General features: G+C 67.6%; 18 protein-coding genes. 12 read left to right on the forward strand and 6 right to left on the reverse strand.

Annotated elements, in window-relative coordinates; translation table 11 throughout:
- Positions 1–92 precede the first annotated feature (92 nt).
- The 3 genes from ATO6_RS19845 to ATO6_RS19855 are packed head-to-tail and all read left to right on the forward strand — an operon-like array spanning position 93 to position 2183.
- On the forward strand, positions 93–893 hold the full coding sequence (locus ATO6_RS19845; RefSeq protein ID WP_088625791.1) for a crotonase/enoyl-CoA hydratase family protein: 801 nt from the start codon (positions 93–95) through the stop codon (positions 891–893).
- A 34-nt stretch (positions 894–927) separates the two neighbouring features.
- Entirely contained in the window at positions 928–1776 is an 849-nt protein-coding gene (locus ATO6_RS19850) for a MaoC/PaaZ C-terminal domain-containing protein (RefSeq protein ID WP_217899030.1), read from the forward strand.
- Positions 1773–2183: a PaaI family thioesterase gene (locus ATO6_RS19855; protein ID WP_088625793.1), complete on the forward strand. Its 411-nt coding sequence runs from the start codon at positions 1773–1775 to the stop codon at positions 2181–2183. Before ATO6_RS19850 ends, ATO6_RS19855 begins: the two co-directional genes overlap by 4 nt.
- 26 nt (positions 2184–2209) lie before the next feature.
- On the opposite strand, the gene ATO6_RS19860 is transcribed toward ATO6_RS19855, so the two are convergent.
- Positions 2210–2590 carry a nuclear transport factor 2 family protein gene (locus ATO6_RS19860; protein ID WP_176441029.1) on the reverse strand — a complete coding sequence of 127 codons (381 nt, stop codon included), beginning with the start codon at positions 2588–2590 and terminating at the stop codon, positions 2210–2212.
- Between the two features lie 436 nt (positions 2591–3026).
- On the opposite strand from ATO6_RS19860, the gene ATO6_RS19865 reads away from it, so the two are divergent.
- Positions 3027–4679 (forward strand): NAD(P)/FAD-dependent oxidoreductase, encoded by a 1653-nt coding sequence (locus ATO6_RS19865; RefSeq protein WP_088625795.1) that lies wholly within the window; start codon positions 3027–3029, stop codon positions 4677–4679.
- A 43-nt stretch (positions 4680–4722) separates the two neighbouring features.
- Here ATO6_RS19865 and ATO6_RS19870 read toward each other — a convergent pair whose 3' ends face one another.
- Entirely contained in the window at positions 4723–5562 is an 840-nt protein-coding gene (locus ATO6_RS19870; protein WP_088625796.1) for an IclR family transcriptional regulator, read from the reverse strand.
- Between the two features lie 149 nt (positions 5563–5711).
- Here ATO6_RS19870 and ATO6_RS19875 point away from each other — a divergent pair, with 149 nt between their 5' ends.
- From ATO6_RS19875 to ATO6_RS19910, 8 genes are all read left to right on the forward strand, one after another.
- Complete coding sequence (locus ATO6_RS19875) at positions 5712–6584, forward strand: enoyl-CoA hydratase (RefSeq protein ID WP_217899031.1); 873 nt, start codon at positions 5712–5714, stop codon at positions 6582–6584.
- 4 nt (positions 6585–6588) lie between these two features.
- Positions 6589–8952: an acyl-CoA dehydrogenase gene (locus ATO6_RS19880; RefSeq protein WP_176441030.1), complete on the forward strand. Its 2364-nt coding sequence runs from the start codon at positions 6589–6591 to the stop codon at positions 8950–8952.
- Positions 8953–8971: 19 nt separating this feature from the next.
- On the forward strand, positions 8972–10555 hold the full coding sequence (locus ATO6_RS19885) for a class I adenylate-forming enzyme family protein (RefSeq protein WP_088625798.1): 1584 nt from the start codon (positions 8972–8974) through the stop codon (positions 10553–10555).
- 388 nt (positions 10556–10943) lie between these two features.
- Complete coding sequence (locus ATO6_RS19890; protein ID WP_088625799.1) at positions 10944–11921, forward strand: phosphotriesterase; 978 nt, start codon at positions 10944–10946, stop codon at positions 11919–11921.
- Between the two features lie 79 nt (positions 11922–12000).
- Positions 12001–13068, forward strand: coding sequence for a TRAP transporter substrate-binding protein DctP (dctP, locus tag ATO6_RS19895; protein ID WP_088625800.1), 1068 nt, complete (start codon positions 12001–12003; stop codon positions 13066–13068).
- Positions 13069–13134: 66 nt separating this feature from the next.
- Positions 13135–14202 (forward strand): TRAP transporter substrate-binding protein DctP, encoded by a 1068-nt coding sequence (dctP, locus tag ATO6_RS19900; protein WP_088625801.1) that lies wholly within the window; start codon positions 13135–13137, stop codon positions 14200–14202.
- Between the two features lie 76 nt (positions 14203–14278).
- A complete protein-coding gene (locus ATO6_RS19905; RefSeq protein ID WP_088625802.1) occupies positions 14279–14809 on the forward strand; it encodes a TRAP transporter small permease in 531 nt (176 codons plus the stop codon).
- A 2-nt stretch (positions 14810–14811) separates the two neighbouring features.
- Positions 14812–16140 carry a TRAP transporter large permease gene (locus ATO6_RS19910; RefSeq protein ID WP_088625803.1) on the forward strand — a complete coding sequence of 443 codons (1329 nt, stop codon included), beginning with the start codon at positions 14812–14814 and terminating at the stop codon, positions 16138–16140.
- Positions 16141–16188: 48 nt separating this feature from the next.
- Here ATO6_RS19910 and ATO6_RS19915 read toward each other — a convergent pair whose 3' ends face one another.
- The 4 genes from ATO6_RS19915 to ATO6_RS19930 are packed head-to-tail and all read right to left on the reverse strand — an operon-like array spanning position 16189 to position 23594.
- Entirely contained in the window at positions 16189–18006 is a 1818-nt protein-coding gene (locus ATO6_RS19915; RefSeq protein ID WP_254919218.1) for an acetyl-CoA hydrolase/transferase C-terminal domain-containing protein, read from the reverse strand.
- The gene (locus ATO6_RS19920) at positions 17999–20068 is read right to left on the reverse strand and encodes a 3-hydroxyacyl-CoA dehydrogenase NAD-binding domain-containing protein (protein WP_088625805.1); all 2070 of its coding nucleotides are present in this window, start codon (positions 20066–20068) and stop codon (positions 17999–18001) included. Before ATO6_RS19920 ends, ATO6_RS19915 begins: the two co-directional genes overlap by 8 nt.
- A complete protein-coding gene (locus tag ATO6_RS19925; protein ID WP_088625806.1) occupies positions 20065–21348 on the reverse strand; it encodes an acetyl-CoA C-acetyltransferase in 1284 nt (427 codons plus the stop codon). The genes ATO6_RS19920 and ATO6_RS19925 overlap by 4 nt, the downstream gene beginning before the upstream one ends.
- Positions 21345–23594, reverse strand: a complete 2250-nt coding sequence (locus tag ATO6_RS19930) for an acyl-CoA dehydrogenase (protein ID WP_088625807.1) — start codon at positions 23592–23594, stop codon at positions 21345–21347. Before ATO6_RS19930 ends, ATO6_RS19925 begins: the two co-directional genes overlap by 4 nt.
- Positions 23595–23693 lie beyond the last annotated feature (99 nt).

The following is a 23693-nucleotide window of genomic DNA, read 5'->3' on the forward strand; positions in this document are numbered from 1 at the left end:
CCTTCTCGCTCCGCGGCGGAACCCGCGAAATCCTCCGCGGCATCATCGCGCGCGGCCTCGGGCTGCGCTGAACTTAACCTGGGAATAACGAAATGTCGGACATACTGCTGGAAGACCGCGACGGCCACGTCGTCACGCTGAGCCTGAACCTGCCGGACCTGCGCAACCCGATCTCGGACGACGAGATGGTCGAGGCGATCCTTGCCGCGATCGAGCGGGCGGACAACGACGTGTCGGTCCGCGTCGTGATCCTGACCGGCGTGGGCAAGGCGTTCTCGGCGGGTGGCAACCTGCGGAAGATGGGCAAGGACGGCGGGTTGAACGACGCGCTGCCGGTGCGGACCCGCAAGAACTACAAGACCGGGATCCAGCGCCTTCCGCTGGCCTTCGAGGCGCTCGAGGTGCCGGTGATCGCGGCCGTGAACGGCCCCGCCATCGGCGCGGGCTGTGACCTGGCGTGCATGTGCGACCTTAGGATCGGGTCCGAACGGGCCGTCTTTGCCGAAAGTTTCGTCAAGGTCGGCATCGTCCCCGGCGATGGCGGCGCGTGGCTGCTGCCCCGGATCGTCGGTTTCTCCAAGGCCTGCGAGATGGCCCTGACCGGCGCACCCGTCACGGCGGACGAGGCGCTGGCCTGCGGGCTCCTGTCCCGCGTGGTGCCCGAGGCCGAGCTGATGGCCGAGGCGCGCAAGCTGGCCGACCAGATCGCCGCGAACCCGCCGCATGCGGTGCGCATGACCAAGCGCCTGCTGCGCGAGGCGGGGCAGGCGACACTGTCCGGCATCCTCGAAACCTCCGCCGCGATGCAGGCGCTGGCGCATGCAACCGGCGATCACGACGAGGCGGTGCGCGCGATGCTGGAGAAGCGCGACGGCACCTATACCGGAGAGTGACCATGCCCCCGCTGCGCCGTCCCGAGGGCGGATCGTGACACCGCAAGCCGCCCGGACCATACGCGACCGTTTTATCCCTGAAGCGGTGCGCAGCCACGGCTGGCGCGACTGCATGTTGCATGCGCTCGCCATCGGCGCGGGCATGGATCCGGCGGCCGAACACGATCACCACCTGCTGGACGAGGCCCGCATGAGGACTGCGCCGGACATGGTTTCGGCGATCCTCGACCCGGCTCAGTGGCATGCGGGCGTGACGTCGCTCGTCTGGCACGAGGTCACCTGGCATGCGCCGGTGCCGGTCGAGGCCGAGCTTCGGCGGCACAGTCGCATTCTTGCCAGCGACGCGTTGTCCGGGGGGATGTCGCGCCTGGAGGTGGAGCACCGGGTCGATCACCTCGGTCGAACTCTGGCCACCGCGCGGCAGGTCGTCATGGCGGGGGCGGCGACGGGCCGGCAGAACCTGCGGCAGACCGAGGCTCCGGTCATGCCTGACAGGGCGCCCGACCATGTGGTCGAGGCCGCGACGCAGCCGCAGATGGCCCTGATCCATGTCGAGACGGGCGGGGGCCAGCCGATGAACTTCGATCCCGCCGCCGCGCGGGCCGCCGATCTGGACCGGCCTGTTCTGCAGGACCTCGCCATCGCAGGCGTCGCGCGGCGCGCACTTGCCGACGCCCTGTGCCAAGGCCGCCCGGATGCCGTTGGAACGCAGCGGGTCCGCTTCGCCGGGCATGCGGTTCCGGGCGACACCCTGCGCACGGAAATATGGCTGGACGGGGCGACCGCGATCTACCGGACCTGTGTCGCGGGCGGGGCACCGGTCTGTGACGGCACGTTCCGACGGTCCGGATCGGCAGCCAACGAGGAGGGGAAAACGACATGACGACAGAAGACCTGACCGACGAACTGAGGTCCATCCAGCCGCCCTTCGCCGACCTGCTGGGGATCACGATCACCTCGGCCACAGCCACCCGGATCGAGGCCGAGATGCCGGTCATCAAGGCCATTTGCAACCGCAACGATGTCCTGCATGGCGGCGCGCTGATGGCGCTGGCGGACAACATGGGCGGCACCGCGACGGCCTTTCACCTGCGGCCCGGCGACACGACCTCTACCATCGAGAGCAAGACGAACTTCATGAAGCCCCTGCCGCTCGGCGACGTGGCCTATGCCTGTACGACGCCGCTGCACCTCGGCTGGCGGACGCTGGTCTGGCAGACGGCGATCACGCGGCGCGACGGCAAGATGGCGGGGATGGTGACGCAGACCCAGATCATCATCCGGGCCTGACGATGTCCGCCGCCGCGCCCCCCGGTTCAGGATTTCAGCGCGGTTGGCTGGTAGGCGGCGAGACGCCAGGTCCCGCCCTCGTTCACCCAGACCGAGAGGGTCTGGTTGTCCACGGTCGCCTCGCGCGGGCCAGCCGTGATGTCGGCGGTCAGACGCGAATGCAGAAGCGCCACGTCGCCGAGGTCCTGAACCGTTTCGTCCTGATGGGTGATGCGGCGGTAACGGATCGCGCCCGAGGTCAGCTTGTCCAGAAGCGCCGCGCGTCCGTCGAGGGTGCCGCTGGCGTGGTAGAACACCAGCCGCTCGGACAGGCAGTCGGCCAGCAGCTCCCAGTCTCCCTCGAGCATCGCGCGGCAGCGATCCTTTTCGCGGTTCAGGATGGCGGTTTCGGTGGACTGGGCGCTCATGTGATCTCCTCCCCGAGGCAAATGCGTCCCGCGACCGCGATAAGGGCCGCCGGTGCGCCCAGACTTGCCGCTCCGGATCGGGGGAACAAGCGGCCGGTTGGGACGGGAGGGTGCGATCCATACGCAAGGGTATTGACCCCGCGCGATACGGCCATGCATGCATGCCTTTGTAAGATAGATGAAAATATCAAATCTGGGGCGACATGATCCCGCACTTTGCACGCTATTCCCGCGCTAGCGGAATTCCATGTTCCGGACTCCTCAGGTTTGATGCCAGCCGGATCGCCGCCCTAGTATGTGCACAGACCCGGCGCGTGGCCGACAGCCAGGAAACCGGGACGGAGCCGCCGCGCGGAGCATGTGGCGGGCGAACACGCGGTGTGTCGAAGGGCCTGTTGCCCGACGGGGCCGGATTTCCCGAAAAGGGTGAGGAACAATGAAACAAAGCCAATCCATTCAGGCCAGCCGCCAGGTCGACGCCATCGTCGTCGGCGCCGGGTTCGGCGGGCTTCAGGCCCTGCATCACCTGCGGGAACAGGGGCTGACGGCGCATCTGGTCGAGGCGGGCAGCGATCTTGGCGGGACGTGGTACTGGAACAAGTATCCCGGCGCGCGGGTCGATATCGAAAGCCTCGAATACTCCTACGCCTTCTCGGAGGAAATCCAGCAGGAATGGAGCTGGTCGGAACGCTATTCGCCGCGCAAGGACGTGTTCGACTACCTGAACTTCGTCGCCGACAAGCTGGACCTGCGCGGGCACATGCAGTTCGACACGCGGATCGTCTCGGCCACCTTTTCGGATGAGGACGGCGTCTGGACGCTGACCTCCGAGGCGGGCGAGACCTTTGTCGCGCGGCACGTGTTCTGGGCGCTCGGCTTCCTGTCGCAGAGCTATATTCCCGACATTCCTGGGCGGGACACCTTCAAGGGCACGCTGGTTCATACGTCGCGCTGGCCGGACGAGGGGATCGACCTTGCCGGCAAGCGTGTCGGCTGCGTCGGTGTCGGCGCGACCGGTGTGCAGTTCGTCCCCGAGGTGGCCAAGGTCGCCGGGCACCTGTCGGTGTTCCAGCGGACGCCCAACTGGTGCCTGCCGCAGCGCAACGAACCGATGCGCGAGGACTACGAACGCTTCGTCAAGGAGAACTACGCCGAGATCCGCAAGCAGGAGCATGAGCAGCGCGGGGCGGGCCATGTCCTCTTCGACTACGAGATCAGCACCGCCAACACCCGCTCTCCGCTCGATTATTCCGAGGAGGAGCGGAACGCGATCTACGAGCATTACTGGAAGAAGGGCGCGATCCACATCACGCGGGGCTTCTTCGGGCTGATCCTGGACGAGGGGGCGAACGACACGCTGCGCGCCTTCTGGGAAAAGCAGATCCGCGACACGGTCAAGGATCCCGAAACCGCCGAAAAGCTGATCCCCGATTTCCCGCCGCTGACGCGTCGTCCCTGCGGCGAATACGGGTATTACGAGGCCTACAACCGCGACAACGTCGAGCTGATCGACTGCAAGGCGAACCCGATCGCCTCGATCTGTCCCGAAGGCGTCAGGCTGGAGGACGGCACGGTCGTGGAACTGGACGTTCTGGCCTTTGCCACCGGCTTCGACGCGGGGGCCGGGGCGCTGCGGCAGATCGCGATCAGCGGGCGCGACGGGCTCACACTGTCCGAGGCGTGGTCCGAGGGCATCCGCACGCATCTGGGCATGATGGTGGACGGCTTCCCCAACATGTACGTCCTGGGCGGCGCGCAGAGCCCGGCCGCGCATTTCTCGCCGCCGCTGCTGGTCGTCTACCAGACCAAGCTCGCATTGCGGCTGATGGAGGCGGCGGACGCGCTCGGCGACGGGCGGGTCGAGGTGACGCCGGAGGCGGTGGACGGCTGGACCCGCCATGTTTCCGAGGTGATGGAAAAGACGATGGTCGCGAAATCCGGCAGCTGGTGGATGAGCGCGAACGTCCCCGGCAAGCCGCGCCAGCCGGTGGCCTATGCGGGTGGCTTCGCGGCCTACCGGGACTGGGCGGAGAAGTCGCTGGACGACGGGTTCGCCGCCTACCGACTGACGGCGCCGGCAACGACCTGATCGTACTCGACGAACTGAACCGGATGGGGTTTCCCCCGCCGGTTCAGTCAGCGTCCATGTCGTCCTCGCCCGCGCCGCGCTGGTGATCCAGTTCCGTGGCGATGGCGTGGGCGGCGTCCGTCAGCATCGGCGCCAGCGATGCCGCAAATTCCGCGGTCATGTCGTCGGCCTTGGTGAATATCGTGATAGCGCCGTAGCACTGCCCGGACAGGGCATGGATGGGCGCCGACACGGCGCCGATTCCGGGAATGAAAAACCCTTGGGTGCGCGCGTAGCCGAGGCGCCGGACCTCGGCCACCATGTTCATCATGTCGTCAAATCCCAGCCCGCCGCGCGTCAGCACGTTCCATTCGTTGGCAAAGAGGATCTCCTCGACCTGTGCGTCGTCCAGCCGCGAAAAGACCGCGAGGCTGGCCGCGCTCGACCCCAGCAGGCTGACATAGCCCACCTTGGCGACCGACTGGTTGGCATTGATGAAGTCGTTTCGCCCGCGCACCGAAGCCGCCACGACGCCGAAGCGCCCCTGCCGGCTGGTGAGCAAGGTCATCTCGCCGGTCTCCTCGCTGATGCGGGTCATGTGGTCGCGCGCGGCGTCGATCAGCAGCTTGGGCGGCGCGGCACTTTCCAGCGCCAACGCCAGCGAACCGAGCTTGTACCGGCGGCCCGAAGATTCCTGCACGACAAGGCCGACGCGACGCAGCGCCTGAAGGATCCGGTGGGTCGTCGGACGGGTCAGACCGGCGGCGCGGGACAGGTCGATCAGGCGCACCCCAAGCGGCGCGTGAGAGGCGAGCTCGGCAAGGATTGTCATAGCACGATCAAGGGCTTGCGTGCCGGACTGGGGGCGGCCGTGCCCCTCCATCTGTTCGAATTTAACGTCCATGTCCAACTCCTCCCGAGTCCACAATATGAGAACTCCGGACCGGGGCTTACAAGAGCGATTGGATCGTCCGGCGGTTTCCGTCACCCTGAATTCCACATCGCGGGCTTGCCGTCGTCGGCCCCCGCCAAGCACGAAAACGGAGATTTCAGGTGCCGGACCAAGACCAAGAACAGCTCGTGATCTATGCCACCCCTGCTGACGGCGTGGCGCGGATCACGTTGAACCGTCCCGACAAGCGCAACGCCCAGAACGCGCCCCTGCTCTACGCGCTTGACGCCGCGTTCCAGAAGGCCGCGCGCGACAACGACATCAGGTGCATCATCCTCGATGCCGCCGGTGCGGACTTCTCGGCCGGGCACGATCTGTCGGCGGGCTACCTGAAGAACATCGAATACATCAAGGGCATCAACCCGGTGACGATGGAAGGCGGTTTCGACCGCGACGGCGCCGAGGGGATGTACGCGACCGAGCAGGAAATCTACCTCGACCTCGTCAAGCGGATCCGCAACCTGCCCAAGCCGACAATCGCCGCCGTGCAGGGCAAGTGCATCGCGGCGGGCCTGATGCTGGCCTGGGCCTGCGACCTGATCATCGCCTCCGAGGAAGCGACCTTCATGGACCCGGTCGTGACCTACGGCATGCCCGGCGTGGAATGGTTCGCGCACCCCTACGAGCTGGGGATCCGCAAGGCCAAGCAGATGCTGTTCACCGCCGACAAGTGGACTGCGGCCGATGCCAAGGTCTTCGGCATGGTGAACGAGGTCGTGGCGCGCGATGCGCTGGCTGACACCGCGCTGGCGATGGCGTCGAAGATCGCGACCAAGCCGACCTTCGCCCTGCGGACCGTCAAGGAGGCGATCAACCGCGCGGCGGACCATCCCGGCATCCAGCCGTCGATCGAGGCGAACATGCCGCTGCACCACCTCGCGCACCAGCACAACATGCGGCTCTATGGCCGGGCGATGGACCCCACCCATGTGCCGGGCTGGTCGGCCGCCCCCGCCAAGAAACCGGCCGAGTGACGCCATGCGCCTTCTGCCTACCCCCGAACAGGACATGGTCCGCGACAACGCGGCCCGGCTGCTGAAACCCCACATGCCGGTCGGCAACGGCCCCGGCGCGGATCCCCGCGCCGTGTGGTCCGAACTGGCCGAGGCCGGGTGGCTGGCCCTTGCGATCCCCGAGGATCTGGGGGGCATGGGGTTCGGGTCGGATGGCGTCGGCGTCTTCATGCAGGAACTGGGGAGGGCCGGCGTGACCGTGCCCTTCGTGGACTGCGCGGTCTTCGTGACCGACCTGTTCGCGAACCTCGCGCCGCCCGAGCGGCGCGGGGACCTGCTGGCCGGGATCGCCGCCGGGCAGAGTATTCCCGTCCCGGCGCTGGACGAAAACGGCTGGCGCGGTGGCGGCGGCCCGGTGCGGACCACCGCCGTCGCAGATGGTGACGGATGGCGGCTGAAAGGGCAGAAACGCTTCGTGCGCGGGCTGGAGCTGGCCGACAGCTTTGTCGTCGAGGCGACGCTTGAGGATGGCAGCGCCGCTCTGTTCCTCGTGCCGCGCGATGCCGCGGGCCTGACGGTGTCGGCCTACGACACGGTGGATCACGGCATGGCCGGGGATCTGCTGCTGGAGGATGTGGCGGTTCCGGCCGACGCCGCGCTCGTTCACGGCGACATCGCAGCCACGCTGAAGCACGCGCGGCTCAAGGCCATTTCGGCGCTGTGTTCGGACGCGGTCGGCGCGATGGATCACCTGTTCCATATGACGTCGTCCTATGTCGAACAGCGCCAGCAGTTCGGTCGCAAGCTGTCCGCCAACCAGGCCGTCGAGCACAAGATCGCGCAGATGAGCATCGGCGTCGAAGAGGCGCGGGGCATTGCGCTGCTGGCCTCGATCAGGGTGGACGAGGGCGCGGATGCCGCCACGGTCGTCAGCTCGGCCAAGGCCAAGGTCGGACGGGCCAGCCGCTTTGTCGCGCAGACCGCGGTGCAGCTGCATGGCGGGATGGGCGTCAGCCAGGAGCTGCCTGTGCACCGCTACTTCCGTCGTCTGCTGGCCTTCGAACAGCTGCACGGCACAACCGACACGCATGCCGCCGCCGTCGGCGAGACCCTGAAGGATGACGTGGCATCGCGCGACATCATGGACATGGCTTCGGCCGGTGCGGTGCGCGACGCGGACCGCATGGACCTCGGCCTGACGGGCGAGGAAGTGGCGTTCCGCGATGAGGTGCGTGAGTTCCTCGACGCCGAACTGACCCCCGACCTGCGCCGCGCGCAGCGCCTGAATCCCAGTTTCTTCTCGGAACCCGAGGTGAACCGCCGGTGGAACCGCGCGCTGCACGACCGGGGCTGGGTCGCCCCCGCCTATCCGGTCGAGGATGGCGGGACCGGCTGGTCGCCGACCGAAAGCTACATCTTCGCCACCGAACTGGCCAAGGCCGGTGCCCCGCTGCTGCAGGGGCAGGGGCTGCGGATGGTCGGGCCGGTGCTGCTGAAATACGGCACCGAAGAGCAGAAGCAACGCCTGCTGCCGGGCATCCTGACGGGCGACGAATACTGGTGCCAGGGCTTCTCGGAACCCGGTGCGGGCTCCGACCTCGCCTCGCTCAAGACGCGCGCGGTGCGTGAGGGCGACGAATACGTCATCAACGGCTCCAAGATCTGGACCAGCCACGCGCATTTCGCCGACAAGATCTTCTGCCTCGTGCGGACGGCGGACACGCCGCGCCGACAGGACGGGATCAGCTTCGTCGTGTTCGACATGGACCTGCCGGGGATCACCATCCAGCCGATCATCACGATGGACGGCCAGCACGAGGTGAACCAGGTCTTTTTCGACAACGTGCGGATCCCGGCCAACAACCGGATCGGGCCCGAGAACAAGGGCTGGGAGGTCGCGAAATACCTGCTGGAGTTCGAACGCGGCTCGGTCCACGGGCCGTTCCTGCGGGCGACGCTGAACACCGCGCTCAAGGTCGCGCAGTCCAAGCAGGACGGGAACGGCAACGCGCTGGACAATTCCTATGTCCTGAACCGGCTGTCGCAGATCTCGTCCGACCTCGACGCCTACCAGATGATGGAACTGGGCATGGTCGCGACGCTGCAGGCCGGACGCAATCCCGGCGTGGCCGCGTCGATCGCCAAGCTGCGCGGCAGCGAGATCCGGCAGGCGCTGAGCGAGACGGTGACCGACATCCTCGGCCCCGAGGCGCTGCGCTTCCACACGCCGCGCCCGCTGAGCGCGCTCGACATCGAGGATCCGGTCGAGCAGGCCAAGGCCATCGCCACGCCGAAATACCTGACCGAGCGGGTGCACACGATCTTTGGCGGCGCGAGCGAGGTGCAGCTGACGATCATCGGACGCTCGGTTCTGAGCGAGGCCTCCTGAGCGGGGCGGGGAAGGACAGATGAGTATCAAGCTACCGGACCTCGACATCGACCCGACCCTCGGCGCCGCGATCCGCCACCGCGCGGCGACCACGCCCGACACCGATTTCCTTGTCTCCGAAGACGACCGCTGGTCATACGGTCAGATCGAGGCCGCATCGGCGCGGGTCGCGCGCCGGATGCTGGCAAAGGGCATCGGCAAGGGCACGCGGGTCGGGCTCTATTTCACCTACGGTCCCGAATGGGTCATCTGCTGGCTGGCCGCCAGCCGGATCGGCGCGCTGGTGATCCCGCTGTCGACCATCTACGCGCCGCTGGAACTGGGCCGCGTGCTCAAGCTCAGCGACATCTCGGTCCTGATCGCGCCCGCGACCCTGCTGAGCCGCAGCGTGTCGGATGCATTCGAAACGGCATTGCCGGGCCTCGCGGCGGCGGACGGTCCCGACCTGCGCCTGGCCGAGGCGCCGTTCCTGCGTCAGATCTGGATGACCGACGCCGCGGATCGCCCATGGGCGGAACACTTCGATCTGACCGCAGAGCCTGCGGCGACGGACCCGGACGCCGCGTTGCTGGCGGCGGTCGAGGAGGAGGTCGTGTCGAGCGATCCGGCCGTGGTCGTCTTCACCTCCGGCTCCAGCGCGCTGCCCAAGGGGGTCGTCCATACGCACGGCTCGATCATCTACCAGAGCTCGATGCTGCCCGGTCTGATGCAGGCGCGGTCGGGAGATCTTCCGGCCAAGATCATCTGCGGCATGCCGTTCTTCTGGGTCGGTGGCATCCTGACGCTCGCCGGGTCGATGCTGGGACCGATCCCGCTGATGATCATGGAGCGCTTCGATCCGGTCACGGCGATGACGCTGATCGAACGGGAAAAGGCGACGGTCCTGATGGGCTGGCCGACCCTGCAGCAGAAGATCGTGAACCATCCCGACTTCGATCGCTTCGACCTGTCCAGCGCGCCCTCGATCACCAGCGGTATCGACACGGCGATGACCAATATTCCCGTCCCCGGCGTCCCGGTGCATCGCGGGATGAGCGAGACGCTCGGCTCCTTCGCCTGCGTCGAGACTAAGGTGATCGACCCGGACACGGGCGACACGGTGGCCTGGGGCGAGGATGGCGAGCTTTGCGTCCGTGGTCCGGGCGTGATGGATGCCTATTACAAGAAACCGCGCTCCGAGGCCTTCGACGCCGACGGCTGGTTCCACAGCGGTGACAAGGTGTTCCAGCTCGAGGGCGATCCGCGCAGTTTCTACCGGGGCCGCTACACCGAGATGATCAAGACCTCCGGCGCCAACGTGGCCCCGCGCGAGGTCGAGGCGGCGATCGAGGAATTCGAGGACGTGGTGCATTGCCTCGTCTTCGGCGTGCCCGACGAGGATCAGGGCGAGGCGGTCCTTGCCGTCGTCGCGCAGAAGTCCGGCGCCCGTCCGGACAAGGCCGACATGACCCGCCGCGCCCGTTTGACGTTGTCCGGCTACAAGGTGCCCAAGCACTGGGTCTTCGTGTCCGAGGAGACGATCCCGTGGCTCGGATCCGGCAAGGCGGACAAGCTGCGCCTGCGGGCGATGCTGCCTGAACTGACGGGCCGGTCGGCGGCCTGATGGGTCGCGGCGTGGATGCTGCGAACCGCCCGGAACATTTGGGAAAACGCCGGTCTGCGCCGGCGTTTTCGCTTTTTGCGCGCGCGGCCCGTGACAGGCCGTGGATCGCATTCCGTCAATTGGACTCTTTGCCCACGGACGGGCGGATGACCCCGTTTCGGTTTGACCGGACAGGGCGGCTGTGGTGCCCTGAGACAGACCGGAAAGCGGGCATCTGAGACGATTAAAGCTTCGCTGCACCGGCAGGGGACAGACCGGACAAGCGCTGAAATCCCGTCAGGGTTTCAGGGCCGCGGGGCGAACGGCCCGGCGGCTCGCGGAGGAGATCCGGCCTTGCGGACCGGCACGACTACAGAAGGGTCGCCAGTGGGCGGCAGGTGAATACGACATGACTATTCAGACGGTTACCGGAGCCATTGCCGCCGAAGACCTGGGCAAGACGCTGATGCACGAACACGTCTTCATCGCGATGCCGGGATCCGAATTCGACCCGTGGTATCCGGTGGACCGGTCCCATGTCATCGACCTGTCCGTCCGCAAGCTGAAGGCGCTGCGCGCGCATGGCGTGCGCACCTTTGTCGACCCGGCCCCGATCGAGCTGGGCCGCGATCCGGTGCTGCTGCGCGAGATCGCGGAGGCCGCCGAGATGACGATCATCTGCACCACCGGCTTCTACCACGAGGCGGTCGGCCTGCCGGCCTACTGGCGCGCGCAGCCCGCCGAGAGCATCGCGGAGCTCTACATCCGCGAGATCGAGGAGGGGATCGGGGACAGCGGCATCCGGGCGGGCGCGATCAAGTGCGGCACCGGCGAGCCCGCGATCTCGGCGCTGGAAGAGAAGTTCATGGAGGCGGCGGCCATCGCGCAGAAGGCGACGGGCGTGCCGGTCTTCACCCATACGCAGGCCGGGTGCTGCGGGCCCGAGCAGGCGGCGTTCTTTCGCGCGCAGGGCGTGCCGATGGACAAGGTCGTAATCGGCCACAGCTGCGGCAACGCCTCGCCGGACTACCATGCTCGTATCCTGGCCGAGGGCGCCTGTATCGGGTTCGACCGCGTCAGCTACGAATTCCTGATGCCCGACGCCACGCGCGCCGAAAACGCGAAACGGATCATCGACGACGGCCATATCGACCGGCTGATCCTGAGCCAGGACATCCCGCTCTACTGGACCGGCCGCTATCCCTTCGCCGCGCGTGACAGCGACGCCGTCCGCACGCACCGCGCCATCGTGGATGCGGGCGACACGTGGCCGGTCGCGCCGACCTTCCTGTTCGACGATTTCCTGCCTCGCCTGCGCGCCCTCGGTGTCACCGAGGCACAGATCGACCACGTCCTGGTCGAGAACCCGAAACGGTTCTTCGGCTGATACCCCGACCGCGCCGCGACGAGAGACATGGGTCGCGGAACGGCACAACAGACAACAAGATTTCCGGGAGGAGACCACCATGAACAAGAAACTGATGACCGGTATGCTGGCCGGTATCGCGCTGACGCTGGGGGCTGGCGCGGCCAGCGCCCAGACCGTGCTGCGCTATGCCGAATACAGCTCGGACCGGGGGCTGCGGGCCGAGCAGATGCAATGGTTCGCCGAGCAGCTGAACGAACGCACCGAGGGCCGCGTGTCGATCGAGTTCTTCTGGGGCGGCAGCCTGCTGCCCGCGCGCGAGATCCTCGGCGGCATCTCGACCGGGGTCGTGGACATGGGCACAATCGCCGGCGTCTACAACCCGCGCGAACTGAACGAACTGCTGGTCGGTGACGTGCCGATCCGCGTGGATGACATGTGGGCCGCGTCCCGCGCGATGCTGGACATGGCGTCGGAAGAGGGCAGCATCCTCGACGCGTCCTTCGACGAGCTGAACATCATGTTCAACGCCGTCTATCCCGTCGGCCCGACCCAGCTGGTCTGCACCGGGGACGACATCAAGTCGGCGGCCGATCTCGAGGGCAAGCGCATCCTGACCTTCGGCGCGCTGACCGCGCCGCTGGAAAAGGTCGGCGCCAAGCCGGTGTCGATCACGATCTCCGAGGCGTTCTCGGGCCTGTCGTCGGGCCTGCTGGACTGCACGGTGATGTATACCTACGCCGTCACCGCCTACCGGCTGCACGAGGTGACGGGCCAGCTCGTCAACATCAACTTCATCTCGCCCGTCGCTCTCGGCATGGCGGTCAACCAGGACTCGCTGGCGCGGCTGTCCGAAGAGGATCAGGCGACATTCCGGGAACTGGGCGTCGAGCTGACGGACCGGCTGTCGCAATTCGTCGATAAGGCCAGCGCGGATGTGCAGGCGCAGGTCGCCGAGGGTGTCGACGGGCACACGCTGGTGGTGAACGAATTCACCACCGAGGACTCGCAGAAGCTCTGGGATGCCGGCGCGCCGGACGTCCAGAAATGGGTGGACGAGAGCGCGGGCTTCGGTTTCGACGGCGCCGCGCTGCGCGACACCTTCCTCGAGCGGGTGGAGGCCTACGAGGCCGAGAAGGACGACAAGGGCTATCCGTGGGAGCGCTGAGCCCCGCATAGCCAGCTCCGGAGCCTTGCGGCTCCGGGGTCGAACGTCTCAGGAGGAGGAGACATCATGATCTTTCAAAGATTGACCGGACTGGCACTTGCCCTCGGCCTGACACTGGGCGCGGGCGCATCGGCGGCACAGACCGTCCTGCGCTATGCGGATTTCAGTGCGGGGCGGGGCCTCAGGGCCGACCAGATGGACTGGTTCGCGAAAGAGCTCGAAGCGAGGACCGAGGGCCGCGTGACGGTCGAGTATTTCTGGAGCGGCAGCCTGCTGCCGGCCCGTGAAATCCTGCCGGGCATCACCAACGGCGTGGCGGACATGGGCACCATCGCCGCCGTCTACAACCCGCGCGAACTGAACGAACTGCTGGTCGGCGACGTGCCGATCCGGGTCGACGACATGTGGGCCGCCGCCCGCGCGGTCCTGTCGCTGTCGCAGGAGGATGGCGGCATACTGGAAAAGTCGCTGGCCGAACAGAACGTCGAGATGGCCGCGATCTATCCCGTGGGGCCGACGCAGCTGCTGTGCAAGGGCACCGACATCACCACGATCGCCGATCTCGAAGGCAAGCGCATCCTGACCTTCGGCGCGCTGACCGCGCCCTACGAGAAGGTGGGCGCCAAGCCGGTGTCGATCACCATGCCCGAGGCCTTTCCCGGCCTGTCGTCGGGCCTGCTGGACTGCACGATCATCTACACCTACGCGGCCAAGGCGTTGCGTCTGCACGAGGTGACCGAGCAGCTGGTGAACACCAACTTCATCTCGCCCGTCGCCATGGGGATGGCCGTGAACCGCGACTCGCTCGCACGGCTGTCCGACGCGGACCAGACCGCGCTGATGGACCTCGGCCGCGAACTGACGGACCGGCTGGCGCAGAATGTCGACAAGGCCAGCGCCGATATCGAGGCCGAACTGTCCGCCGGCATCGACGGGCACAAGCTGGTGATCCACGAGTTCGCCCCGGACGAGAGCGAGAAGCTGTGGCAGGCCGGTGCGCCGGACGTGCAGGCCTGGGTCGACGGCAGCGCGGAGTTCGGGTTCGACGCCGCGGCGCTGCGGGATGCCTATCTGTCCACCATTGCCGAATTCGAAGCCGAACGCGACGCCAAGGGCTATCCCTGGGAGCGCTGAGGCCCGACACTGCCGGCGGGACGGAGGATCGCGGATCCGGCCGTCCCGCCATCCCTGAACGCGGCGGACACCGGACATGATCAAGACAGCCGACAAAATCCTGACGACGCTCGAGAACCTGCTGCTCTTCGTGGCGGTCTGCTGCCTCGTGGCCATCTCCCTCATGGTACTGCTGGTGATCTTCGAGCGGTTCAACTTCGGCCCCGGCGTGCCGGATGACGTCGTCGTCCTGCAGCAGACGATGGTCGTCACCGTCGGATGCAGCCTGGCCTACATCACCCGGCTGAACGGCCATATCTCCATCGACCTCGCCTATGCCTTCTTCGGCCAACGCATGCAGCGCATCGCGGATTTCGTGGCGCTGGTCGTCGGGCTGCTGGCCTCCGCGCCGATCACCTACTGGGCTTGGAAGAACTTCATGAAGAGCGTCGACACCGGGGCCTATTACTTCGGTGAGATCAACCTGCCGGAATGGCCCGCAAAGCTGTTCTTCTTCATCGCCTTCCTCACCGTTTCGGTGCGCCTCGCGCTGATGCTCCTGCAGATGCTGGCAGGCGTGCGGAATGACGAGGACGACCTTCAACCGGCCGAGCGCGGTCTGGAGTAGACATGGACCCGACAACTCTCGGCAGCCTCGCCGTCATCCTCGCGCTCATCTTCATCTTTCTCCGCGTGCCGATCGCCTTCGCGCTCGGGGCGGTCGGTCTGATCGGGCTCTGGATCTTCTTCTCGTTCCGGCCCGGCGCGGATTTCAATCCGAACGGCTATATCCCCGCGCTGACCACGGCGACGCAGTCCTATTTCACCCTGTTCCATTCCTATGACCTGAGCGCGGTGCCGCTGTTCGTCGCCATGGGGCACATCTGCTACCGCAGCGGGATCACCAGCGACATCTACGACGCCGCGCGGACGTGGATCTCGTGGATCCCCGGCGGGCTGGCGATCGCGTCGGTCATGGGCTGCGGCGGGTTCGCCGCGATCTCGGGCTCCAGCCTCGCCTGTGCGGCGACGATGGGACGGGTCGCGGTGCCCGAGATGACGCGGTCGGGCTACAGCGAACGGCTGGCCTCGGCCTCCGTGGCGGCGGGCGGCACGCTCGGGGCGCTGATCCCGCCGAGCATTCTGTTCATCCTCTACGGCGTCTTCGCCGAGCAGTCGGTCGGCAAGCTGTTCATCGCCGGGATCGTGCCGGGGATCATCAGCCTGCTGGGTTACATCCTCGTCATCACGATCTGGGCCATGGTCCGCAAGCAGGACGCCCCGCGCTTCGTGCTCAAGCAGAGCTCGCGCGAGAAGCTGCGCGTCACCCTGCGGACATGGCCCGCGCTGCTGATCTTCACCATCATCATCGGCGGCATCTACGGCGGGTTCTTCACCCCGACCGAGGCCGGCGCGGTGGTCTTTGCACTGGCCGTCGTCATCTCGCTCGCCATGCGCCGGATCGACGGCAGGGGCGTGGCGGAGGCGCTGAAGGAAACCGCGTTCCAGACCGCGGCGCTGTTCCTGATCGGTGGCGGGGCGGCCGTGTTCAGCAGTCTCGTGGCGCTGACCGGGCTGACCCGCTCGCTGGTGGAACTGGTCAGCTACATGGACCTGTCGCAGGCGGGTGTCCTTGTCGCCGTGGTGCTGGTCTACCTTCTGCTGGGCATGTTCCTCGACCCGTTGGGGATCCTGCTGCTCACGCTGCCGTTCTCGGTTCCGCTGGTCGAGCAGCATGGCGTCGACCTGATCTGGTTCGGCGTGCTCGTGGTCAAGCTGCTGGAGATGGGGCTGATCACGCCACCTGTGGGGATGAACGTCTTCGTCATCAGCAGCGTCACAAAGCCGCCTATTCCGGCGGGGCGCATATTCTCGGGGGTGGTGCCGTTTTTTGCGATGGACGTCGTCGTGGTCGCACTGCTGATCGCAGCGCCCGGCATCGCCCTTTGGCTGACGTAAGAAGCGGCGCTCCACCGGAGTTCTTGGGCACCGTCGGCCAAATCGGCCCTAGCGCTGCCTCGCCAACGCGCCGCGCAGCGCCCAGGCGGACAGCCTGTCCCGCATCGTGTCCGGGGCGTCCAGCCCCATCCGGGCCAGCGCGGCGTCCCGCGACGCGCCGTCCCTCAGCCCCCGCAGCACGAGCCCGGCCAGCGCCGTCCGGCTGCCCTCGACCTCGGACAGGTGGTCGAGCGCCGGAAGCAGCTGGCGCTCGACGTCATCGAAATCGGTGCCGAACGGAAAGTCCGGCAGGTCGAAGGGCCCCAGCCAGTCGCGCAGGGTCTCCGGCGTATTCCGTTGCCATGCGTCGGGAATGCGGAAATCGCGCGAGATCTTGCCCGCCGATTTCGCCTGCTCCAGCAGGTCGCCCTGAAACCGGCTGTCGGTGATTCGCAGCATCGCCGCGACCGCGTCCTCGTCCCGGCGCCCGCGCAGGTCGGCAATGCCGTATTCGGTGACGACCACATCGCGGTATTGGCGCGGAACGCTTTCGTGCGGATGCGACCAGACGATGTTCGACCCGGTCTTGCCCGCGCGGGTGCGGGTGGCGGGAAGGGTGATGACCGACCGCGCGCCACGCAGGGCAAAGGCCTGTTCGATGAAGTTGAACTGCCCGCCGATGCCGCTGACCTCCTGCCCGCCCGAGGTCACGTCGCTGACCAGCCCGCCCAGCAGGGTGGCCTTCATCGCGGCGTTGACGAACCGCGCGTCGCGCCGGGCCGCGCGCTTGGCCGGTTCGTCGCCGTAAAGCTGGTTTGTGAAGGACACCGGCATCATCCGGATGCGGCGGCGGTCCGCCTCGGGCAGGGCGGCGAGGCGGTGGTAGAAGTCGCGGCAATCGACGAAGAACCCGGCGTGGATCGCGGCGCCGTCGACCTCGCGCCGGACGATGCCCGCCTCGAACAGTCGCAGGATGCCGTCGACCAGCATCTCGGTCACCGCATAGAGCCCGGTGTCGAACGCCCCGCTTTCCGAGAACCCGTCGGTCGCGAAGGGGGTGACGGCGTGAACCTCCGCGGCCTTGCCCGCGTGGCGCAGCATCAGGGCATGGGCCACCGCGTCCCCGATCGCGCCGATCCCGATCTGCAGGGTGCCGCCGTCGCGGATGGTCCGGGCGACATGCAGGCCGATGGCGTGCTCGGTCAGCCCGACCGGTCGCTTGGGCACGGAAAACAGGTCGAACCCCGGTCCGTCATCGTGCAGCAGGTCGACCTCGCCCGCCGCGATCCGGGCCTCGGGCCCGTCCATCGCGGGCAGCCGGGCGTTGGTCTCGCCCACCAAGAGGAACTCCATCTCGCCCGCGCGCCGCTCGCGGATCAGGTCGGACGAGATGTCGGTGTTGCACGACAGGCTGAAGCCGCCGTCGGGCAGGGGGGCCAGCAGCTGCATGACGACGTTCGGGTTCCAGTCGCGCAGGCGTTCGAAGGCATGGGTGTAATTGGCCGGCATGTAGTGGCGCTGCATCAGGGGCACCTTCAGCCAGCGACCCGCCTGCATGAAGAACTCCGCCACCTCGATATTCGCGGGCAGGGTCCCGTCGCGCAGCATGCGGGCATAGTCGAGCGCGGGGTATGTCCCGAACAGGCGGTCGGCGGCCGGTTCGAGAAAGCGGCGCGCCATGTCGCCGGACATGTCGGGACGTTCCAGCGTCAGGGCGGTGACGATGGACAGGCTGATGTCCGGGCTGGCGGCCGCCATCCGGGTCAGCGCGTTCACCAGCGTCACCGGCTTGCCGAGGCCCAGGGGCAGGGCCAGCCGGATCTCTCCGCCGGTGCGCTCGATGATCTCGGCCGCGATGGCGTCGGGCCGGGCGACTGTCCTAGTCAAGGTCATCCCACCCTTGGTCCGGGGTGAACCGTTCGCCATATCGGGTCACGAGCGACTGCAGCCGGTCCCGGCACTCCGACACACCCCGCGTCCGGGCATAGCGCATCGGGCCGCCGCGGAACGGCGCCCAGCCGGTGCCGAAGATCACGGCCCCGTCGAGCGTGTCCTCTTCGGCCACGACACCCTTGCGCAGGCATTCCACCGCGGCGTCGCACATCGGCAGGATCAGCCGGTCGCAGGTTTCCGGGGCGGCGTCCTCGTCCGGTTCTTTCGGCGGTTTTTCCCCGGCCGCGTAGTCGTAGAGACCCTTGCCCGCCTTCTTCCCGGTCTCGCCCGCCTCGACCTTCTCACGCAGCCATGCGGGCGTTTTTGCCACCGGGCGGTCCAGCGAGGTCCGCATGGAATTCGCCACCTCGAGGCAGATGTCGAGCCCGACCTGATCGGCCAGCGTCACGGGCCCCATCGGCATCCCGAACGCCAGCGCGGCGCGGTCGATGTCCTCCTTCGCCATGCCCTCGTCGAGCATCACCATCGCCTCCATCAGGTAGGGGGCGAGGATGCGGTTCACGAGGAAGCCGGGATAGTCCGTGACCCGCGCCGGAAGGCGGTCGATGCCCGTGACGAAGGCCGCGAGGCGGTCGAGCGTCGCGGGGTCGGCCCGGTCGTGCGAGACGACCTCGACCAGCTGCATCGAGGATACCGGGTTGAAGAAATGGAGCCCCGCGAACCGATCCGCCGCAGGGGCGGCATCGACCAGGTCCGAGAGGCGGAGGCTGGAGGTGTTGCTGGCGAGGATCGCGCCGGGTTTCATCGTTTCGGCGAGGCCGCGATAGATCTTCTCCTTCAGCTCGCGCTTTTCCGGCACGGCTTCGATCACCAGATCGGCCCGCGCACGACCCAGCCCGCCCGGATCCGGCATCAGCCGGTCGAGCGCGTCGCGCGCCTCGATGCCGGTAAGGTGCTTGCGGTCATAGATCTCCGCCGCCCGTTTCACAGCCTTGCCGAGCGGCGGCAGGTCGATATCCTCGATCGTCACCCGCTTGCCCTGCATGGCGGACCATGCGGCGATCCCGGCCCCCATCATGCCGCCGCCGATCACGTGGACATGGGCGATCCCGTCGGTGCCCCTGCCGGCCTCCTTCAGCTTGCGCCGCAGGAAGAAGACCCGGATCAGGTTCTGCGCCGTCGCCGACTCGAGCAGTTCGGCGAAGGAGGCGATCTCGGCCGCCTGCATCGCCTCGGGGTCGTTGCCGTGATCCTCCCACAGGTCGATCAGCGCGAAAGGGGCGGGGAAATGCGCGCGGGGCGCCTGCTTCTCGCTTTCCGAACGCATCCGTGTGGCGGCGAAGGACCTGGCCGGCCGGGTGCGGAGCGCGGAGGCCCGGAAACCGGTGTCGTGCTGCGCGCCGCCGCCTGCGGCCATGTCGCGGATCGCGGCCTCGACATGACGCTCCGGCAGGAGCGCGTCGAGGATGCCCAGTTTCCTGGCCTTGCGGTCATGGGCGGTCTTGCCGGTCAGCATAATCTGCATCGCCTCGACCGGGTCGATCAGTCCGGTCAGACGGAAGGTCCCGCCGAGGCCAGGATGCAGGCCCAGCTGGATCTCGGGAAAGCCCAGCTTCACGCCCTCGATCCCGATGCGGCGGTCGCAGGCCAGCGCCAGCTCGAACCCCCCGCCGAGGGCATGGCCATGCACCACGGCAATGGTCGGGAACGGCAGCGCCTCCAGCTTGTCGAGCACCGCGTGCCCCTGTTCCAGCTTCTCCTTCGCCTGCGGTCCGCGCAGGTCTGCAAAGCTGTCGATATCCGCCCCGGCGGCAAAGCCGGAGGGCTTGGCCGACCGGATCACCAGCGCCTTCGGCGCCTCGCCCTTCGCATGATCCAGCAGCGCGTCCAGTTCCCGAAGCACGGCCTCCGAGATCACGTTGGTTCCCGTCCCCTCGCAATCGAGCCAGAGGCGCAGGATGTCGTCATGCGTCTCCATCCGCCAGTGACGGCAGTCGGGCGCGGGGGCGGCTTCGGTCTGTGCGTCGGGGGTGATTTCGTCCAGAACGTCGGTCATGCGGCCTCCAGAAGCATTGCGCCGCCCAGCCCGCCGCCGATGCATTCGGTGGCGATGCCGCGCCTGCCGCCCGCGGCCTTCAGGGCATTGGCCAGATGCAGGACGATGCGGTTGCCGCTGGTGCCGACCGGGTGGCCGAGGCTGATCGCCCCGCCGTCGACGTTCAGCCGCCCGCGGTCGATCCGGCCGAAGGCGCCGTCATAGCCCAGCACCTCGCGGCAGAAATCCTCGTCCTGCCAGGCGGCGAGGCACGACAGCACCTGTGCGGCGAAGGCCTCGTTGATTTCCCAGAGGTCCACGTCATCGACCCCCAGCCCGTGCCGCTGCGCCAGAGGGGTGGCGGCCAGCACCGGCCCCAGCCCCATGATGGCGGGATCGAGCGCGGCCCAGTGGCTGTCCACGATCTTGGCGATCGGCGTCAGTCCATGCGCCTCCACGGCGGTTTCCGAAGCGAGGATCGTCCACGACGCCCCGTCGGTGATCTGGCTGGCATTGCCCGCCGTGACCTTGCCGTAGGGTTTCTCGAACACCGGGTCCAGCTTGGCGAGCTTCTCGATCGAGCTGTCGGGGCGGACGCCGTCATCCCTGGCATGCGCCTCGCCGTCGTGGTCGAAGGCGGGCAGGACCTCTCCGTCCAGCCGCCCTTCCTCCTGCGCGGCCGCAAGGCGCTGATGCGACTGCACCGCGTAGGCGTCGGCGGTGGTCCGGTCGATGCCGAAGCGATGCGCCAGCACCTCGGCGGTCTGGCCCATGTTCAGCGCGGTGATCGGATCCGTCAGCCCGCGTTCCAGGCCGATGACGGGCGAAAAGAAGTCGGGCCGCACCTCGGCCATCGCCCTGACCTTGTCGAGCGCGCCCCTCGCGCCGGCCATCTCGCCGAACCACTCCGTCGCCTCGCGGCGGAAGACCAGCGGCGCATGGCTCAGCGCCTCGGTGCCGCCGGCGAGGATCATCTCGTGGCTGCCCTCGCGGATATAGCGATAGGCGGTGTCGATGCTCTGCATGCCCGAGCCGCAGTTGATCTGGACCGTGAAGGCGACCTGCTGCTCACCCATCCCGAGGCGGAGCGCCGCGACGCGGGCGGGGTTCATCTCGTCCTGGATCACGTTCACGCAGCCGAGGATCACGAGGTCGAAGGCCGTCGGCGCGAAGGGCTGCCGCATCAGCAGGGGCCGCCCACATTGCACGGCGAGGTCGACCGGCGTGAACGGGCCGGGCTTGCCGCGGGCCTTCAGGAACGGTGTGCGGGCGCCATCGACAAGGTAGACGGGCCGGCTCATTCCGCGGCCTCACGCGGGGCGGGGTTGGCCGGGTTCGGGCGGTAGGACGGGAACATCCCGGCCATCTCCTCCGGCGTGTAGTCGTCGACGGCGACGACCCGCTGAACGGCCTGCTGAACCCGTTGCAACTGGGCGAACTCGGTTTCCGACAGGATGCCGGCGTCGCGCGCCTGATGCGGCGTCTTCTTCACCTCGCGCAGGCGCTTGGCGATCGGCTCCGCCTCCAGGACCAGCCGGTAGGCCTCTTCCAGAAGGCCGATCCCGGACTCCGGTTTCGCCTTCGCCAGCCCGGAGGTCAGACGGTCGCGGCTGGCCGAGGGGTGGTAGATCAGCATCGCCACCTTCTCCGCCAGCGCGTCGGACGGACCCCGCGCATGGGACCCCGGCCGCAATGTCGGGCGCAGCAGCCAGCCGACCCATCGTGCCGGGAAGTTGGCGATCACCTCGTCCAGCGCCGCGCCGATGCGGGCAAAGGCGGTGTCGGCGCAATATTCGACCAGCGGCAGGTCGGCCTTCTGGCGACCCTCGTCCTCCCACCGTTTCAGAACGGCGGAGAGGAGATACATCTCGGACAGGGCATCGCCGAGCCGGGCCGAGATCATCTCCTTCCGTTTCAGCGCGCCGCCGAGGGTCAGGAAGGCCATGTCGGCCGTGACCGCGAAGGCCGAGGACCAGCGCGACAGGCGGCGGTAGACATGCGCCACGTCGCCCGCATCCTCGGGCGCGGCGCCGCGTCCCGTCCAGCCGCCCCACCAGGCGCGGAAGAAGGTCTTGGTCGAATGCCCGACGTGTTTCCAGAAGTGCTTGTCGAACGCGTCGAGGGATTTGTCCGGGTCCGGCTCCTGCAGCGCCTGCATCTCGTCCAGCAGGTGCGGATGTGCCCGGATCGCGCCCTGGCCGAAGATAATCAGGTTGCGGGTAACGATATTCGCCCCCTCCACGGTGATCCCGATGGGGATGGAGCGGTAGATCGGCTGCAGGTAGTTCAGCGGCCCGTCGATCACCGCCTTGCCCGAATGCACGTCCATCGCGTCGTTCACCGCGTCACGCATCCGCGTCGTCGCGTGGTATTTCATGATCGCCGAGATCACGGCCAGCTTGTGCCCCTCGTCCAGCGCCGCGCAGGTCAGGCGGCGGCCGGCGTCGATGGCATAGGCATTCGCGGCGATCCGGGCCATCGGCTCCTGCACGCCGCCGAAAAGGCCGATCGGCATGCCGAACTGCTGGCGGATCCGGGCATAGGCCCCGGTGGTATGCGCGGCGGTCGCGGTGGCGGCAGCCGAGAGAGACGGCAGCGAAATGCCGCGCCCGGCGGCGAGGGCCGACATCAGCATCATCCAGCCGCGCCCGGCAAAGTCCGGCCCGCCGATGATGTGGTCGAGCGGGACGAAGACGTCCTTGCCGGTGGTCGGCCCGTTCATGAACATCGTGCCGGAGGGCAGGTGCCGCCGCCCGGTCTCGACCCCCGGCAGGTCGGTGGGGACGAGCGCACAGGTGATGCCGATATCCTCGGTATCACCCAGCAGACCGTCCGGGTCGCGCAGCTGGAACGCCAGACCCAGCACCGTGCAGACGGGCGCCAGCGTGATGTACCGCTTGGCCCAGTTCAGCCGGATGCCCAGCACCTCTTCGCCGTTCCACCGGCCCTTGCAGATCACGCCCTCGTCGATCATCGCCGAAGCATCCGAGCCGGCCTGTTCGCTGGTCAGGCCGAAGGCGGGAAGCTCCTCGCCGCTCGCCAGGCGGGGCAGCCAGTCGGTCTTCTGTTCGTCGGTGCCGAACTGCAGGATCAGCTCTCCCGGCCCGAGGGAGTTCGGGACCATGACAGTCACCGCGCCGGGGACCGAGGCGCTGGAGATCAGGCGCACGACCTCGGAATGCGCGAAGGCCGAGAAGCCGAGGCCGCCATGTTCCTTGGGAATGATCATGCCGAAGAAGCCTTTCGCGCGCATGAAGTCCCACGCGGCTTCGGGCAGGTCGGCGGTGCCGTTGTTGATCTCCCAGTCGTCGAGCATGGCGCAAAGCTCGGCACAGGGGCCGTCGACGAACGCCTGCTCCTCCTCGGTCAGCTGCGGGGCCTTCATGGTGCGCAATTTCGACCAGTCGGGGTGGCCCGAGAACAGCTCGGCCTCGAAATGGACATCGCCCGAGGAAATCGCCTCGGCCTCCGTCTCGGACAACTGGGGAAGCGCGGTCTTGGCCCATTTGAAAATCGGGCGGGTCAGAACATTCCTGCGAAACGACATGTCGGGTCCTCCGTTCAGGCCAACGCGACGCCGGGCAGGGGGGTTCCGTGAAGACTCCATGCTGCACCGCGGCCACGCAGGGGAACCTGCGCCGACACC

The organism is Oceanicola sp. 22II-s10i, from assembly GCF_002210105.1.
Taxonomy (GTDB): domain Bacteria; phylum Pseudomonadota; class Alphaproteobacteria; order Rhodobacterales; family Rhodobacteraceae; genus Pseudooceanicola.

Excerpts from the sequence above, each read along its gene's own strand:
- ATO6_RS19845 (WP_088625791.1), top strand. The coding sequence starts at position 93 with ATGTCGGACATACTGCTGGAAGACCGCGACGGCCACGTCGTCACGCTG.
- ATO6_RS19855 (WP_088625793.1), top strand. The coding sequence starts at position 1,773 with ATGACGACAGAAGACCTGACCGACGAACTGAGGTCCATCCAGCCGCCC.
- ATO6_RS19860 (WP_176441029.1), bottom strand. The coding sequence starts at position 2,590 with ATGAGCGCCCAGTCCACCGAAACCGCCATCCTGAACCGCGAAAAGGAT.
- ATO6_RS19865 (WP_088625795.1), top strand. The coding sequence starts at position 3,027 with ATGAAACAAAGCCAATCCATTCAGGCCAGCCGCCAGGTCGACGCCATC.
- ATO6_RS19870 (WP_088625796.1), bottom strand. The coding sequence starts at position 5,562 with ATGGACGTTAAATTCGAACAGATGGAGGGGCACGGCCGCCCCCAGTCC.
- ATO6_RS19880 (WP_176441030.1), top strand. The coding sequence starts at position 6,589 with ATGCGCCTTCTGCCTACCCCCGAACAGGACATGGTCCGCGACAACGCG.
- ATO6_RS19885 (WP_088625798.1), top strand. The coding sequence starts at position 8,972 with ATGAGTATCAAGCTACCGGACCTCGACATCGACCCGACCCTCGGCGCC.
- ATO6_RS19890 (WP_088625799.1), top strand. The coding sequence starts at position 10,944 with ATGACTATTCAGACGGTTACCGGAGCCATTGCCGCCGAAGACCTGGGC.
- dctP (WP_088625800.1), top strand. The coding sequence starts at position 12,001 with ATGAACAAGAAACTGATGACCGGTATGCTGGCCGGTATCGCGCTGACG.
- dctP (WP_088625801.1), top strand. The coding sequence starts at position 13,135 with ATGATCTTTCAAAGATTGACCGGACTGGCACTTGCCCTCGGCCTGACA.
- ATO6_RS19905 (WP_088625802.1), top strand. The coding sequence starts at position 14,279 with ATGATCAAGACAGCCGACAAAATCCTGACGACGCTCGAGAACCTGCTG.
- ATO6_RS19910 (WP_088625803.1), top strand. The coding sequence starts at position 14,812 with ATGGACCCGACAACTCTCGGCAGCCTCGCCGTCATCCTCGCGCTCATC.
- ATO6_RS19920 (WP_088625805.1), bottom strand. The coding sequence starts at position 20,068 with ATGACCGACGTTCTGGACGAAATCACCCCCGACGCACAGACCGAAGCC.
- ATO6_RS19925 (WP_088625806.1), bottom strand. The coding sequence starts at position 21,348 with ATGAGCCGGCCCGTCTACCTTGTCGATGGCGCCCGCACACCGTTCCTG.
- ATO6_RS19930 (WP_088625807.1), bottom strand. The coding sequence starts at position 23,594 with ATGTCGTTTCGCAGGAATGTTCTGACCCGCCCGATTTTCAAATGGGCC.